This is a genomic window from Winogradskyella ludwigii (assembly GCF_013403985.1).
In the GTDB taxonomy this organism is placed as follows: domain Bacteria; phylum Bacteroidota; class Bacteroidia; order Flavobacteriales; family Flavobacteriaceae; genus Winogradskyella; species Winogradskyella ludwigii.
This window is the reverse complement of the sequence record NZ_JABFDF010000006.1, coordinates 43,653-59,724: the sequence shown is the minus strand read 5'-3', so window position 1 is coordinate 59,724 and position 16,072 is coordinate 43,653. Positions and strand designations below refer to the sequence as shown.

At 32.8% G+C, this 16,072-nt stretch carries 14 protein-coding genes; 6 read left to right on the top strand and 8 right to left on the bottom strand.

The annotated features are described in order from the left end of the window. Nucleotides 1–263 precede the first annotated feature (263 nt). On the top strand, nt 264–1,478 hold the full coding sequence (locus HM981_RS14095) for a peroxiredoxin family protein (protein ID WP_179339449.1): 1,215 nt from the start codon (nt 264–266) through the stop codon (nt 1,476–1,478). Between the two features lie 113 nt (nt 1,479–1,591). Here HM981_RS14095 and HM981_RS14090 read toward each other — a convergent pair whose 3' ends face one another. After that, nucleotides 1,592–2,026, bottom strand: coding sequence for an RbsD/FucU domain-containing protein (locus tag HM981_RS14090; RefSeq protein WP_179339448.1), 435 nt, complete (start codon nt 2,024–2,026; stop codon nt 1,592–1,594). A gap of 125 nt (nt 2,027–2,151) precedes the next feature. Beyond that, a complete protein-coding gene (locus tag HM981_RS14085; protein WP_179339447.1) occupies nt 2,152–2,922 on the bottom strand; it encodes an SDR family NAD(P)-dependent oxidoreductase in 771 nt (256 codons plus the stop codon). Nucleotides 2,923–3,391: 469 nt separating this feature from the next. Between HM981_RS14085 and HM981_RS14080 the strand changes: the two genes are divergently transcribed. The 3 genes from HM981_RS14080 to HM981_RS14070 all read left to right on the top strand — a co-directional run bounded on the left by HM981_RS14080 (nt 3,392) and on the right by HM981_RS14070 (nt 4,827). Beyond that, complete coding sequence (locus tag HM981_RS14080) at nt 3,392–3,547, top strand: YqaE/Pmp3 family membrane protein (RefSeq protein WP_179339446.1); 156 nt, start codon at nt 3,392–3,394, stop codon at nt 3,545–3,547. Nucleotides 3,548–3,553: 6 nt separating this feature from the next. Then, on the top strand, nt 3,554–4,195 hold the full coding sequence (locus HM981_RS14075; protein WP_179339445.1) for an SDR family oxidoreductase: 642 nt from the start codon (nt 3,554–3,556) through the stop codon (nt 4,193–4,195). A 71-nt stretch (nt 4,196–4,266) separates the two neighbouring features. Continuing rightward, entirely contained in the window at nt 4,267–4,827 is a 561-nt protein-coding gene (locus tag HM981_RS14070; protein WP_179339444.1) for a type 1 glutamine amidotransferase domain-containing protein, read from the top strand. Nucleotides 4,828–4,934: 107 nt separating this feature from the next. Here HM981_RS14070 and recG read toward each other — a convergent pair whose 3' ends face one another. The 6 genes from recG to HM981_RS14040 form a co-directional block, all read right to left on the bottom strand. Further along, entirely contained in the window at nt 4,935–7,037 is a 2,103-nt protein-coding gene (recG, locus tag HM981_RS14065) for an ATP-dependent DNA helicase RecG (protein ID WP_179339443.1), read from the bottom strand. Nucleotides 7,038–7,220: 183 nt separating this feature from the next. Beyond that, nucleotides 7,221–8,681 (bottom strand): class I adenylate-forming enzyme family protein, encoded by a 1,461-nt coding sequence (locus HM981_RS14060; protein WP_179339442.1) that lies wholly within the window; start codon nt 8,679–8,681, stop codon nt 7,221–7,223. An 11-nt stretch (nt 8,682–8,692) separates the two neighbouring features. After that, nucleotides 8,693–9,673, bottom strand: coding sequence for an NAD(+) synthase (nadE, locus tag HM981_RS14055; protein ID WP_179339441.1), 981 nt, complete (start codon nt 9,671–9,673; stop codon nt 8,693–8,695). 2 nt (nt 9,674–9,675) lie between these two features. After that, nucleotides 9,676–11,673 (bottom strand): asparagine synthase (glutamine-hydrolyzing), encoded by a 1,998-nt coding sequence (gene asnB, locus HM981_RS14050; protein ID WP_179339440.1) that lies wholly within the window; start codon nt 11,671–11,673, stop codon nt 9,676–9,678. A gap of 22 nt (nt 11,674–11,695) precedes the next feature. Beyond that, a complete protein-coding gene (locus tag HM981_RS14045) occupies nt 11,696–11,944 on the bottom strand; it encodes an acyl carrier protein (RefSeq protein ID WP_179339439.1) in 249 nt (82 codons plus the stop codon). 170 nt (nt 11,945–12,114) lie between these two features. Then, nucleotides 12,115–12,726: an acyltransferase gene (locus HM981_RS14040; RefSeq protein ID WP_179339438.1), complete on the bottom strand. Its 612-nt coding sequence runs from the start codon at nt 12,724–12,726 to the stop codon at nt 12,115–12,117. A gap of 399 nt (nt 12,727–13,125) precedes the next feature. On the opposite strand from HM981_RS14040, the gene HM981_RS14035 reads away from it, so the two are divergent. Both HM981_RS14035 and HM981_RS14030 read left to right on the top strand, forming a co-directional pair. Then, nucleotides 13,126–15,099, top strand: a complete 1,974-nt coding sequence (locus tag HM981_RS14035) for a M1 family metallopeptidase (RefSeq protein ID WP_179339437.1) — start codon at nt 13,126–13,128, stop codon at nt 15,097–15,099. Beyond that, nucleotides 15,099–15,983, top strand: a complete 885-nt coding sequence (locus tag HM981_RS14030; protein ID WP_179339436.1) for a patatin-like phospholipase family protein — start codon at nt 15,099–15,101, stop codon at nt 15,981–15,983. The genes HM981_RS14035 and HM981_RS14030 overlap by 1 nt, the downstream gene beginning before the upstream one ends. Nucleotides 15,984–16,072: the final 89 nt, after the last annotated feature.

The window sequence follows — 16,072 nt, the reverse complement described above, 5'->3', positions numbered from 1 at the left end:
TTTGAGTTTAGTCAAGCTACAAAGATAGTAATAGTTGATTTGTTATAAAACGTGAAACGATAAAATTTAGAATAGATTTTAACATTGTAATTTTTTAGTTTTTACACGACTGAAATAATCGATTTTAAGGTGGTTACAACGTTATAATGTTGTCGGTCTTTAAAATGTTATAAAGTAGACATTGAATCATTTTTCAATTTTAATGTCGAAAAACCCCATAGATTTACGATTTTTAACAATTAATGAAAATAGATAATTTTAATATGAAATACTTAATAAGCTTCTTGTCCATTGTTTTGATGGTTTCTTGTAAATCGGAAACAACTCCTAAAACGCTACAAATTGGGACTTATAGAGCTGTTTTAGATGTTCAGGATAATGAAGCGTTACCATTTATTTTTGAAGCAGAATCTGCTACTAAACTAAAGGTGTTTAATGCAGAAGAAGTTATTGAAGTTGATGAGATTGCGTATAGAAACGATTCCGTATTTATTAAATTACCGGTGTTCGAAGGTTTTATTGCTGCAAAATTTGAAGGAAATAATCTTAAAGGTCAGTTTATTAAAGAGAGCTTAGATCGTGTTGTGCCATTTTCTGCGGAATATAATAATGACGCTCGTTTTGAAGTTAAGTCTAAGTCAACACAAAATAGTACTGGTATTTGGGAAACGGTATTTAGTAAAGGTAATGCTGAGGACGAATATATTGCTAAAGGTATTTTTAAACAAGAGGGAGATAAAGTTATAGGCACATTTAGAACTACAACTGGTGATTATCGGTATTTAGAAGGTGTGATGGATGGAGATCAAATGAAGCTTTCTACGTTTGATGGTTCTCATGCATTTTTATTTACAGCTAAGGTTACAGATTCTACAATGGAAGGTTTGTTTTATTCAGGGAATCATTGGAAAGAGCCTTTTGTAGCAAAACGAAATGTGAGCTACGAATTGCCAGAAGCAGACGATTTAACATTTTTGAAAGAAGGTTATGATCGTATAGATTTTGAGTTTCCTAATACCTCAGGCGAGTTAATATCTCTATCTGATGATCGTTTTAATGACAAAGTAGTCATTGTGCAAATTATGGGAACATGGTGTCCTAATTGCTTGGATGAAAGTAAATATTATGCAGAGTTTTATGAGAATAATAAAGATAAGGATATTGAGTTTATAGCACTTGCGTTTGAATATGCAAAAACTAAAGAAGAAGCCTTTAGTCGGATAGAGCGTTTGCAGGAAAAGATTGGTATAGATTATCCAATTCTTTTAGCGCAATACGGAACTTCAGATAAAGTTAAAGCACAAGAGAAATTACCAATGTTAAATCATGTGTTGTCGTATCCAACATCAATTTATATTGATAAAACGGGAAAAGTACGTAAAATCCATACAGGTTTCAATGGACCAGCAACTGGTGAGAAATATGTAGAGTTTAAAGACGAATTTGAAGCGTTTGTAGGTCGTTTATTAGAAGAATAGAGTTGCTTTAAAATGCACAACTTTTACGTCTTATTTTATGTTAAATTGTTTTAATTCCGATGTTTAAATTAGAACATCGGAATTAAAATGTTTATGAAGTAAAGATTAAGTGATTAAAAGTTGCTCTCTTCGGCCATTTTTACAACACCAACAGTTAAGATTAGATTAGCAAAACGACGTTGTTCTCCTGTTTGAATAATTAATGTAGTCGCAGGTTCTCTAATTTTGTCGTAAAAAGCCCAACGTTCCATCTCGTCCCAACTTACGTCTCCAAGTAATTTTTTGTAAGTACTGTGTATATCTGCGTTTGCTTCTGCAGGTTTTTCCATGACAATTGCACCTTGAATAGGGCAAACTTCTAATATTCCTTCGAGTACTGTAACAGCATCCAATAATCCAGGACGAAAATTAAGATGTACAGTTGTAGAATTAGGACCTGTCATAGCACCAACTGGTAAATTTCCATCTGCAATTACAACTTGTGCAAAATGACCTGAACGCGCTAACGCTTCCATAATTGTTGGATGTATCACTTGAGTTTTTAACATAAGTTCAATTTTTTAAGAATTTAAAAACAAAACACTAGGCGTTATTTAAGGCCTAGTGTTTTGTTTTTGTTTAATTGGTAATTGTTTGTGTATTAGTGTTTAATTTCGGTTAGTTTAATGTAGAACTACATATTGTAAACGCCTCCGTTAATATCTAGTGTAGCACCAGTAATAAACCCGTCGTATTCTGAAGCTAAATATAAAACAGCTCTTGCTACGTCAGCTGCATTACCAGCACGTTGTATTGGAATACCTGCTGTTGTTGCAGCAGCAGATTCCTTTGTTGTATGTGTATTATGAAATGAGGTTCCAAGTATTAGACCTGGTGCAACAGCATTAACTCGTGTGCCTTGAGGTCCTAATTCTGCAGAAAGTGCTCTTGTAAATGTTAAGATAGCTCCTTTACTAGTAGAATAAGCTAAAGATCCAGGATGTCCTCCTTTACGTCCGGCAAGTGATGCTAAGTTAACAATACTACTAGTTTCATTTTTAGCTAAATAAGGTGCTGCAGCGCGTGTTACAAACATCATAGACGTAAGGTTTATGTCCATTACTTTGTGCCAGAATTCAGCTTCCATTTCACTTAGCATTTTACGTGCTACAAGTGAACCTGCGTTGTTAATTAGTATGTCTAAGCCTCCAAGTGCTTCAACTGTTTTTGCGACTAATGCATTAGCATCAGCTTCTTTTGTTAAGTCACCACTAATAGCAATTGCTTTTTGTCCTTTGCTAGTTGCGTATTCTGTTAATTCGTTTGCGGTGTCAGCACTAGAAAAATAATGAATAGCAACATTGGCTCCGTTATCAATAAAATGTTTAGTGATAGATTCTCCAATACCTTGTGCTCCTGCAGTTATTAGAATATTTTTTCCGGCTAATTTATTGTTGTTTTCCATAGTTTTTGTTTGAAAGTGTTAATGATTGCAGTTAAGTTAGTGCTTATCGCTATTCTTGATAGGCGTTTGTTTTACAAATATAATATAATAGCTCACGTATTTTAAGAAACTGAAGCAGGTGTGTGATTTTTTTAGTATTTCAAATATAAATAAGTGATAATAAGTACTTATGTTTTGTAGTCTGTAATGAATGACTTCTATTCTTTTAGTCTCTTATATAGGTAAAAATCGCGTCTTCGGTTTTAGGTTTTTATAGAGTTATAGGTTCGCTTTAATTTATGGTTGGTTAAGTCAGATGGTTGTAAGGTGAATGTGTTTAATTGTTTTTTTTTTTTTTTAGAGTGTTTTAATGCTAGAAAATAAGAAGATTTTCGATTTTATAATATGCACTAACATAAATGCCATATCAGTTAACCAAAGAAAAGGACTAGGCTTAAATTTGTGTGTAACCAAAAAACAAACAAATAATATGTCAATATTAACAATCATACTTTGCATTCTTATACCACCATTAGCCGTCTTTTTAAAACATGGATTGGGTACCGAATTCCTTATTAGCCTTTTATTAACGCTTGTAGGTTGGGTGCCAGGAGTTATTTATGCATTTTATGTAAACAGCAAATAAAACATTATGGAAAATATATTAGTAGCTGGTGCAAATGGTACCACAGGAAAACAAATAGTAAATTTATTAAAGTCATCTCAATATTTCAATCCGATTGCTATGGTGCGAAAAGAAGAGCAACAAAAACAGTTTGAAGCAGATGGTGTTGAGACTGTGTTAGCAGATTTAACTCAAGATCTTACGCATACTATAAAAAATATTGATAAAGTGATTTTTGCAGCAGGATCTGGAGGGAAAAATGTTGTAGAAGTCGATCAAGAGGGTGCAAAGCGCTTAATGGCTATAGCTAAAATGGCAAATGTCAATAAATTTGTGATGCTTAGCTCGATGGGAGCGGATAATCCTGAATCTGTCGAGGATTTGCAAGATTATATGAAAGCGAAACAAAATGCAGATGAACATCTTAAAGGAAGTGGTCTGAATTATACAATCGTGAGACCTGGTACTTTAAATAACAATAAAGGAAAAGGTAAGATTGAATTAAATGAAAAATTAAACAAGCAAGGTGAAATTAGTAGAGCAGATGTTGCACAAACATTAGTGCGAAGTCTGCATGATGATGCACCACATAATACGACCTTCGAAATAATAGAAGGTGAAACTTTAATTGGTGAAGCAATGAATGAATTGCAGTCTGTGGTTAGTTAGGTGTTACCTATATGTATTCAATCTAATTCGATACAAATAATTTTTAACACAAAACATAAAAACACATCAAGATGAAAGATTTAAATAAGAAAACAGTAGCCATATTAGCAACAAATGGATTTGAAGAAAGTGAATTAAGTGAGCCAAAAAAGGCTTTAGAGAAAGCAGGTGCAGAGGTGCATATCGTTTCTTTAGAGTCTGGTGAAATTAAAGGCTGGTCAGATGGTAATTGGAGTAATTCCTATAAGGTAGATAAAACTTTAAGCGATGTAAGTCAAAAAGATTACAATGCTTTGGTTTTACCAGGAGGACAAATTAATCCAGATCTTTTACGTAAGAATAAGACTGCGGTGTCCTTTGTGAAATCATTTTTTGAAAACCATAAGCCAGTTGCTGCAATATGTCACGCTCCATGGTTGTTAGCAGAAGCAGGAGTTTTAAAAGGACGCAAAATTACGTCATACGATTCTATAAAAACGGATATGATTAATGCAGGATCGAACTGGGTTGATGAAGAAGTCGTTGTAGATGCTGGATTGGTAACGAGTAGGTCTCCTGAGGATTTGCCAGCGTTTAATAGAAAACTAGTAGAAGAAGTTTATGAAGGTAAGCATGAAGAGCAAGTCGCATAATTGAAAACATTTTGCTTTGATTAAGAAAGATAAAAAGGGACGCTAAAAGCGTCTCTTTTTTTGTTTTTTGTTTTCAGTTGAATTATTTAAAATGGGCTTTAGATTGTTTAGGAAATATAATTCCAAATGTTACGATACTTACTCATTTGTCTGTAGGTATGTAGGATTACTTTGTTATCTGCTGAAACTAAACTAGGATCTAACTTAAGCGTGTTTTTAGCATAGTCTCTAGCAACTTGTAAAATATCAGCATCTTTAATAATATCTGCAATTCTAAGGTTTAAAACGCCACTTTGTTGAGTTCCCATAATATCGCCTGGTCCTCGTAGTTTTAAATCTACTTCAGCAATTTCAAAACCGTCACTACTGCGTACCATAGTTTCTAGTCTTGTTTTGCTATTCTGACTTAATTTACGACTTGTCATTAATATACAATAGCTCTGTTCTGCTCCACGACCTACACGACCACGTAATTGGTGTAATTGAGATAATCCAAAACGTTCAGCGCTTTCAATAATCATTACAGATGCATTGGGTACATTAACTCCAACTTCAATAACTGTTGTGGCGACCATAATTTGAGTTTCGCCTTTTACAAAACGCTGCATTTCGTAATCTTTATCTGCTGGTTTCATTTTTCCATGAACAATTGAGATCTGATATTCTGGCATCGGAAATTCTCTAGAGACACTTTCGTAGCCATCCATTAAATCTTTATAATCCATGTTTTCGCTTTCTTGAATTAATGGATAGACGATATAAATCTGTCGTTCTAAAGCGATTTCGTCCTTCATGAATTTGAAAACTTTTAGACGGTTGTTGTCATATCGGTGTACTGTTTTTATGGCTTTTCTACCTGCTGGTAATTCATCAATTACAGAGATATCTAAATCGCCATAAACAGACATTGCTAAGGTTCTTGGAATTGGAGTTGCAGTCATCACTAATACGTTTGGTGGTAACTCATTTTTGTGCCATAATTTAGAACGTTGAGCCACTCCAAATCGATGCTGTTCGTCTATAATAGCAAGCCCCAAATTTTTAAATTTTACTTTGTCTTCAAGTAGTGCGTGTGTACCAATTAAGATCTGTAAATTGCCATTTTCTAGATTTTCATGAATCAACTTTCGTTCTGAAGTTTTGGTTGAACCAGTTAATAATGAAACACTGATTTCTAGTGGTTTACATAGTTCGCTAATTCCTTGGTAGTGCTGAGCTGACAAAATAGCAGTCGGTGCCATTAAGCAACATTGAAAATCATTGTCAAGTCCCATGAGTATTGACATAAATGCAACTATAGTCTTTCCTGAACCTACATCTCCTTGTAAAAGCCTATTCATTTGCGCATTACTGCCTAAATCGAGTCTGATTTCTTTTAAAACACGTTTTTGCGCATTGGTTAATTCAAAGGGTAAATGGTCTTTGTAAAAGGTGTTAAAATAGTCTCCAACTTTATTAAAAGCAAAGCCTTTAATTTTTGATTTATGTATTAGATTCTTAATTATTAATTGCAGCTGTATGTAAAATAATTCTTCAAATTTTAATCGGTATTGAGCTCTTGCTAGTAGCTCTGGAGTCTTCGGGAAATGAACATTAAAAAGAGCATCTGATTTCGAAATTAATTTTAATTCGCTCATCATCTCCGTAGGTAATGTTTCTATAAATCGCCCATTAGTTTCTAAGAATAATTGCTGCATAATTTTAGAGACCACTTTATTGGTGACTCCTTTATTTGACAGCTTTTCTGTAGAAGGATATATAGCCTGCATAGCAGAACGCAAGTTGCTTTCGTGCTCAGATTGTAATTCAATTTCTGGGTGAGGCATACTAAATTTGCCGCTAAACCAATTTGTCTTTCCAAATATAACGTAAGGTTGTCCGGTTTTAAGGCTGTCTCTAATCCATTTTTGGCCTCTAAACCAAACCAATTCCATAGTCCCTGTATCATCTTTAAAAGTAGCAACTAGGCGTTTTCCGCGTTTTTGAGCGACTTCTTTAAAGCCTGTAATAATACCAATAATTTGAACTTCGGCTTCATTGCGTTGTAGATCGTTTATTTTATAATGTTTAGTACGATCTATATAGCGATTAGGGAATAAATTAATTAAATCTTGATACGTTTGAATGCCCAATTCTGAGCGTAACAAATCCGCTCGGTTTGGTCCAACACCTTTGAGATAATCAATGGGAGTTTGTAAATTCACACTCATAGTTGCGAATTTACCAAATTCCTGTGAAGGTTGGAATCTGATACGAGGAGAAATTAATCAATTTATTAAAGAATTAACGTCTCTGTGTCTTTCTGGACAGCGGAGAATCAGATCTTTTTGAAAGTGTGGTTTTAAGAAGAGAGTTTTCAACTTTATAATTATTGAAAATGAAGTTTCAGCGGGTTATTTTATGTTTTTTTTACCTGTGGCATTCATTTTAATTGCTTTTTCAAAAACAATTTTTTGTGGAATTTTATAAAGCGACAAATGTTTAGAGCAGATTTTGAGTATCGTTTCCTTCATATGGTCTTCGTTACTATTTTGATTTAGAACGACAGTAGCTTTTATCGCTTCGCCTAAAAGATCATCGTCAAAGCCAGTAATCATACAATCTACAACCTCAGGTATCGAAAGTATCACTTCTTCAATTTCTTTTGGGCTAACTCTTTTTCCACCCACTTTTATGATTTCTTTTTTTCGTGCTACAATATAAATAAAGTCATCTTCATCCATTTTCGCGATATCACCAGTATATAACCATCCGTTTTTAAGGGTTTGGTTGGTGTCTTCTTGATCTTTAAAATAGCCAAGCATAATGTTTTCTCCGCGAGCAACTAATTCACCTTCTTCATTAGTGTTTACAGTTTCTCCGTTGTCATTAATTATTTTTAATTCAACATTAGGTATCGCTTTTCCGATTGAGCTTGTTTTAGTCGTAATGAATTCAGGAGCTAAATAGGATAGACGCGCTGTGGCTTCAGTTTGCCCATACATGATGTAAAGTTCTTTGTTTGGAAAGTTAGATATTAGCTCTTCGATAAATACAGTATGCAATTTCCCTCCTGCTTGTGTTAAGTATCTTAAATTAGGAAAGGTTTCGGTTTTAAAGCTTTTTGATTTTTTTAATAAGATTTGAAAATGACTTGGTACACCTGCAAATCCTGTGCAGTTGTAATTCTTTAAATCATTTATTACAGAACCTAAGAAAATAAAGCTATTGTTTAAAACCAAGGAGGCTCCAACTTTTAAGTGTGTGTGAAGTAATGACAAACCATAACAGTAAAAGAAAGGTAACACTACACACATTATGTCGTTAGAAGTCAGTTTTAGATATTGAATAATGGAATCTGTATTCGCTATAATATTTTGATGGCTAATCATGACTCCTTTTGGTTCTCCTGTAGAACCTGAGGTAAAAATTATTTCAGCAACACGATTTTTATCAAAATCTGAATCTATAGCAATGATTTCTTGGTGATTAATAATAGATTTGGATTCGTCATCATCAATTAGATGAATATTGGAATCAAATTTTAATCTGCGTTTTAGCGGCTTTGATATGAAAATGGTGGTGCATTCTGTTGTGCTTATGATGTAGTCTAGATTTTCTTGTTCGATTGAAAAATTTACAGGCACACATATGTTACCAGATTTTAGAATGCCTAAATATGCGGTGATGAAAAAGGCAGAGTTTGGGCTAACTAATAAAATATGTTGATTCTCGCCAACAGTTTCTTTGAGATACGATGCAATTTTTAAGCTATCATCATGAAGTTTTTTAAATGAAACGATTTCTTTTGAGCCTAGCAAGAAATCCTTTTCAAGATTTTTAGAAGTATCAAACAGGTGATCAAAAACATTCATGGCTAACAGGTTTAAAATATTGGTCGCATTCTTAAATATTCTGTAGTCTTTCTTTTGCGCTCAAAGTTTTTATAGATGTTTTCGATATCTTGAGTCGTTTTGTTCATGACGTTTGCAACTTCTACTGCTGGATAGTCGTTTTCCCAACCATACCATATTAAATCCATTTGCTCAAATGGCATTTGGTAAAAGAAGTCTTCTTGTGTTTGTTCTGCAGTGTAAGTATCAGTAGTCGGTGTACGGTCAATGATGTCTTGAGGAACGCCTAAATAACTAGCTAATTGATACACTTGTGTTTTGTATAAATGTCCAATTGGCATAACGTCTGCGCCACCATCTCCGTGTTTTACAAAAAATCCTTGTTCTACTTCATGTTTGTTCGGTGTGCCAATTACAGCATAATGTAATCTTTCGGCATGATAGTAAAGCATGCTCATTCTGCTACGTTGTTTAAAATTAGTAGAAGCAACAATTTGAAGGTATTCTTTTACTGGTAATAGTTTGCTAACAATGTCTCCATTTGGTTTTATTACAGTAACAGAAAATACAGGAGGTAGGTTTGAAGCTGCATCTTGTTTAATTTCAATTTTAGCTTTATCAACAGTAGGATCAAAATTGGTAATTACTCTTCCAATGGCGTCGTCTCTTCTTTTGTAACATCCAAATCCTTCTAAAGCCTTTGTAATATCTTCAATCAAAGTATCTGTAACGTCAAATTTAGCAGCTAATTTTTCGGCTAATAATCTACTATCGTCACTAGAGTCTTGCTCAGGAAGCATAATAGCCGTTACTTTTTTAGGTCCAAAAGCTTTGGCCGATAATGCCATGCAGACAGAAGAATCAATTCCTCCACTTATGCCAATTACAGCTCCTCTACGTTGTAATTTACGGCCGACATCATTTTTTAGTTTTGCTATTATTTCATTACAAACAGTTTCTATATTTTCTATGTGAAGAATATCTTTTGAAAAAGGTTTACGTGTTGCTTTCATAGTTAATTCGTTTTGATATCGGATTCGTCTATTATTGTTTTATTCAATACTACAAGGTTGTGTTCTTGTAATTTTGGTATGGATTTGTTAATGAATAAATCATACAAGATTTGAGTAGATAAAATAGCTGTAATTGCCATGTTATCAATTTCAGAGACTTGCTTATTTAATATCATTTTCTTTTTTAATTGGGCAATATGTTTTGGGTTGAAAATACCAAAATCGATTATTTTCTCTTCTGAAAGCATAGTGTTTAGGTAAGGAGGCATATCTTCAGAGAAAAAGGCACTTTGTATGGGTGCTCTGTAGGCTTGTTTTGGTCTGTTTAAAATAGATTCTGGCAATCTATCTTTCATCATTTTTTTTAATAAATATTTTTCATTTAGGCCATTTAATTTTAAATCAGGATTCAAATTCATACAAAACTCAATCACTCTATGATCTAGAAAAGGGTAGCGCCCTTCAATAGAATTTGCCATCGCCATTCTATCCCCTTGAGACGATAATAGATATTTTGACATAAAGAACTTTAGTTCTATCCATTGTGCTTTGGTAAGGTAATCGTAGTCTTTTAGCTTCGGCTCTAATTCTTTTTCAATTTCGGATATGGGATGATGATCCTGAAGCGCTTTTTTGTAGTCTTCAGAAAAATAATTATTAATTCGTGATGTATTGTGCCAGCGCAATAAATGAGAATAAATAGGAGATGTTGTTTCGCTTAATTTATAGCCAAAAAACAGTTTTAATATATTGTTATTTGCTTTGCTTATTTGCGGAATGTATGGATATAATTTTTTGAGCAGTAATGGACGGTATTTAGATTGCGGGTCTTTTGCCCAGAAATGTTTAATCTTAGTTTCTTTAAAAATATTATAGCCACCAAAAAGTTCATCAGCACCTTCTCCTGTTATTACCACTTTAATATTGTGCTCATGGACATGTTTAGCTAAGATGCTCATTGGAGTAGGTGCAGTACGCAACAATGGGCTTTCTGTATGCCAAACAACATCTTTGAAATTCTCTGAAATGTCTTTTGGGCTACAAGTAATACTTGAATGTTCTGTTTTAAAATAGGCTTGTGCTGTATTTTGATATGAAGATTCATCAAAGTCTTTTTCAGTAAACCCAATTGAAAATGTTCTAAGACTATTTGGTGTTATTTTTTTTATAAAGGATGTGGTAATACTAGAATCTAAACCTCCGCTTAAATAAGCAGCTACTGGTACATCTGCTCGTAGTCTTAATTTTACGGCGTCTGTGAAAATGGCTTCAAATTCTTCAGAGGCTTCTTCAGTGGTATTAAATTTGTATTCGTTAGGCTTCTTGATTGGTAATTCCCAATAGCTTTTTATCGTTTTTGAAGTTGCATTACATATCATATAACTTCCAGGAGCAAGTTCTAAGATGTTTTCAAAAGCGGTGTTTGAGGCTGCTGATGTCCAGAATGTGAAATATTCAGATAATGCTTTTGCTGAGATTTTAGGATTAAATTGAGGAAATTCTAAAAAGGATTTAATTTCTGAAGAAAAAATAAAAGAGTCACCAACAGTCGTATAAAACAAAGGTCTAATGCCAACACGATCTCGAGCTAAAAATAATTCTTGCTTAGTTTTGTCCCAAATCGCAATTGCAAATTGACCATTTAATTTGTTAAGAAATTCTGGTCCATATTCTTCATATAAATGAATAATAACTTCAGTGTCACTGTTGGTTTTAAAGCTGTGATTTTTTGCTAGTAGTTCTTCTCTAAGTTCAATATGGTTAAATATTTCGCCATTAAATACAATCCATAAGGAATCGTCGGAGTTAGATAACGGCATTGTGCCAGAAGCCAAGTCAACAATACTTAAACGAACACTACCAAGACCAATGTTTTTAGATAGGAAAATACCACTTTCGTCAGGTCCTCTATGCTTAATTCTAGTAAGCATTTTTCTTAAAGTACTGACTTTGTTGTCTGTACTTGAATTGAAATTAAAAAAACCAGCTATACCACACATATTTTAAGACTAAAATTAGAAATTACATTTTACTCTCAATGAAGCTTAGGATACTATTAATGGATTGAAAATTTTCAACAACTAGCTCTTCGTCATTAGTTGTTAAATTAAACTCTTCTTGTAAAAATTCAATTAAAAACAATAAACCCATGGAATCTAGGATGCCTTCTTCAAAAATTAGCGTATCATCTTTTATTTTTTCTACATCATCAAAAGTAGATTCAATAATGTAATTTTTTACTTTGGTTTTTATGTCAGTTTCTTTCTGCATTATGACGTTGATTATTGTTTGTTTTTAACTACTTACAGTTAATTGTTCTAAATTTTAAATTAATTCATTTCACCTGTTAATCATCAGTTTATTAATTTTGTACGTGAGTTATTACAGGTTGTGATTAAAAAGTTATGCTTTTTGTTTTTCTAATTTTACACAAATAAAGCTTACTTGTTTAAAATTGTATTTTGTTCCAATTCACTTAGGAACTCTTGTTTTTTATCTAGTAGGTTTTTAGATCGTTTTGTGAGTTTTTTTAATGGATTTCCACAATAAATAGTCCAGGAGTTTAAGTTTGAACCAATGAGAGATAAAGCACCAACTGATGCTCCTTCTCCAATAGTAACATTAGGAAGAATAACACTACCAGCACCAATGATGGTATGTTCACCTAAAGTTACTTTTCCGCTTTTCATGGTTTTATATGAATTTGGAACTGTTGGATTCGTTAATGAATTACCAGAATAATCATCAGTTTTACTATATATTTTTACACCTTGAGATAGTCCGCTAAAATCTTTAAGTTCAATGCCATCAGAAGCCAATAAGTGGCAGTACGAAGCAATATGCACATAAGAGCCAATATTTAAATGACCATTTCCGGGCGCTATAATTGAGCAAAATGAATCTATAATTACATGGTTACCTATAGAGATATTGTGTATGCCAAAAATTAAGCAGTTTTTAGCAATTTTAACATTTGTGCCTATAGATTTAAAACCTAATGCTTTTAGATCATTATCGCAGTAGTAACCTATTTCAAATGGGTTTTTAGTCATTAGATTTTGTTTGATTAATAGGGCATATTATAAATAAACATGTTAATACCAAATGTACACATAAAATTAAATATGATTAAGCTATTTGTAACTTGATTAGTAGTTGTTTGTATTAAAAAAGTGTATTAAACTCTTGATTTTTAAAATTTGCAGAATTTATACTATGTTTTTAGGAAATCATTGACGGTTACAGTTATAAGACTTTTTAATTAAGAGTTGAGTCAATGTTGTTGGAGTGAAGTAGCCCCAAGCTGGTCAATTTAAATAATGGTAATGATCAGGAAAATAATCATTTTGTGCTGTTCTATAAATTATAACAAAAGCTAGTATTATGTTAAATAACTTACTTAAGACTATAAGAAAATCGTATTTTGGTCTCATTCATGTTTTATAATGCCTATGAAGAATTTAGTTGTCATTTTTTGTGCTTTTTTTACGAGTTTTTTGGTTGCTCAACAAACGGATTATGTTGATTTTGAACGCGTAGAAGCTATGCTTGTTTTTAATCAATTAAAGGCGGATACAACACAATTCAACAGCTATAATATAAAATTTAAGATCGTTAAGGCAACAGATTCAATCTATTTAGATGCTGTTGATATGACATTTAAAGATGTTGTTTTAGATCGTTCAGAAGTTAAATTTCTTAATGATGGTAAAAAACTGATAATCTTTGGGGATTTTAAAAAAGGAGAGGATTATGACCTTAGTTTTTTGTTTGCTGCTTCGCCTAAAAAAGCCATGTATTTTGTTGGTAGGCAAAATGAGGGACGAAATCAAATCTGGACACAAGGTCAAGGGAAATACACTAGCAATTGGTTACCAAGTATAGATGATGTTAACGATAAAATTGAATTCGATTTAAAATTCAAAGTTCCAAAAGATTATCAAGTTGTTTCTAATGGAGTCTTAACGTCTAAATCTGAAAATGAAGGACTTGTGCTTTGGGAGTATGATATGCAAAAAACAATGTCTAGTTATCTAGTTGCTGTAACTATTGGAGAGTATGCTGTAAAAAGTAAAACATCTAAATCCGGAATTCCTTTAGAATATTACTATTATCCTGAAGATTCCTTGAAAGTAGAACCTACATATCGTTACTCTAAAGAAATGTTCGATTATCTTGAAGACGAAATTGGTTTCGCATATCCTTGGCAAAACTATAAACAAGTTCCTGTGCATGATTTTCTGTATTCAGGTATGGAGAACACGAGTCTTACAATTTTTTCGGATGCTTTTGTAATTGATTCAATTGCGTTTAATGATAAAAACTACGTTAATGTCAATGCACATGAATTAGCCCATCAGTGGTTTGGGGATTTAGTCACAGCAAAGTCTGGAGAGCATCATTGGTTGCAAGAAGGTTTTGCAACGTATTATGCATTGCTAGCTGAACGTAAGATTTTTGGTGATGATTATTTTTATTTCAAACTCTTAGAATCTGTTCTAGATTTAAGTAGGCAAGATCTAACGGGTAATGGAACATCGCTTTTAGATCCTAAAGCGAGTAGTTTAACTTTTTATCAGCGTGGTGCATTAGTGTTACATGTTTTAAAGGATAAAGTTGGCGATCGTGTGTTTAAGCAAGCGGTTAAAAATTATTTAGAGAAACACCAATTTGAAACTGTAGAAACATCAGATTTTATTTCGGAAGTAGAACGGTTATACGGAAGATCTTTAACCAGTTTCGTTAATTTTTGGATTGTAAATAAAGCATTTCCTTACGAAGAGGCTTTTGAAATACTAAAGCGACAATCTGTTTTTATTAATGAGTATGCTATGGTAGATTGTGAAGCGAAATCGTCTAAATGTGCAGAATATCTTAAATATTATGTGTCAGATGAAGCCAAAATCAAGGTTATTTCTCAAGTGCCAGAATTAGTAACTTCAGATACATTTAAAAATAGTTTAAAAGTGCGTCAAGCTATTGCAATGCATTTAACCAAAATACCAGAACATTTAAAAGAAGACTATGAATCTTTGCTAAAGGATAAATCGTACATCACTATAGAAAAGGCACTGTATAATCTGTGGGATAATTATCCGGAAGAGCGACCTAAATATCTTTCTAAAACACGAGAGGTAATTGGTTTTAGTGATAAGAATGTACGCTTACTATGGATTGTTTTAAATTTAAACACACCGTTTTATGATACAGATAATAAGTATGAGTTGTTTAATGAGTTGGTAGGTTATACTAGTGAGAAGCACAATGTAGATCTTAGAATAAGTGCGTTTCATTATTTAGATTTAATGAAGTCGTGTAACGAGGAGTGTCAATCTAATTTAGAAAAAGCGAAAACACATCATAACTGGAGAATGGTTAAGTTTGCTAAAGAATTGTCTAAGAAATTAGAAAAAAATAAAAACTAATGCGAGCTTTAGTCATATCAGGAGGAGGAAGTAAAGGTGCTTTTGCAGGAGGTGTTGCACAATATTTAATTGAGCGTAAAAAGCATAACTATGATATGTTTTTAGGCACTTCTACAGGTAGCTTATTAGTACCGCATTTAGCAGTTAACGAAATTGGAAAGCTTTATGATATTTTTACCAACGTTCAGCAACACGATATTTTTAGTATCAGTCCATTTATTCAGCGAAAAAAAGGAGATCGAGAATATGTGTCTATCGACTTTATAAATTCGCTATGGCAGTTTATGAGACGAAAACGAACATTTGGTGAGAGCAAAGCATTACGAAAACACATTAGAAAAAATGTTACCTACGAAGAGTATTTAAAAATTAGAAAAGAAAAACATGATGTTGTAGTCACGGTTTCTAATTTATCTATGAATCGGGTTGAATATAAGTCTATACAGGAATGTTCTTATGAAGAATTTTGTAATTGGATATGGATTTCATGTAATTATATTCCATTTATGTCTTTGGCAAAAGTAGATGGTTACGAATATGCAGATGGAGGTTTGGGAAGTGTAATTCCTATAAGGGAAGCTATAGAGCGAGGAGCTACAGAGGTTGATGCTATTGTTTTAGAAGCTGAAACTTTAGGTAAACAAAAGGTTTTAGGAAAGAACCCTTTTTCTTTAATGATTAGTTTGTTTGGACACTTATTGAATCAGGTAGAAAAAAATGACGTTATCATAGGTAAGCTTGCTGCTAAACAGAAAAATGTAAAGTTAAATCTATATTATACACCAACAACGCTTACAGAAAACTCACTAATTTTTAGTAAACGTCTTATGGAAAAATGGTGGGAACAAGGTTATAATTATGCAGAGCAGCGGCATGAGAAATAGTCGTTTTGTTGAAGTTATCATTTGCCTGCAGCCTTAAATGATTTCAAAATGCAAAAGCAACACATAGTATTATTTTAGAGTTACAGAAT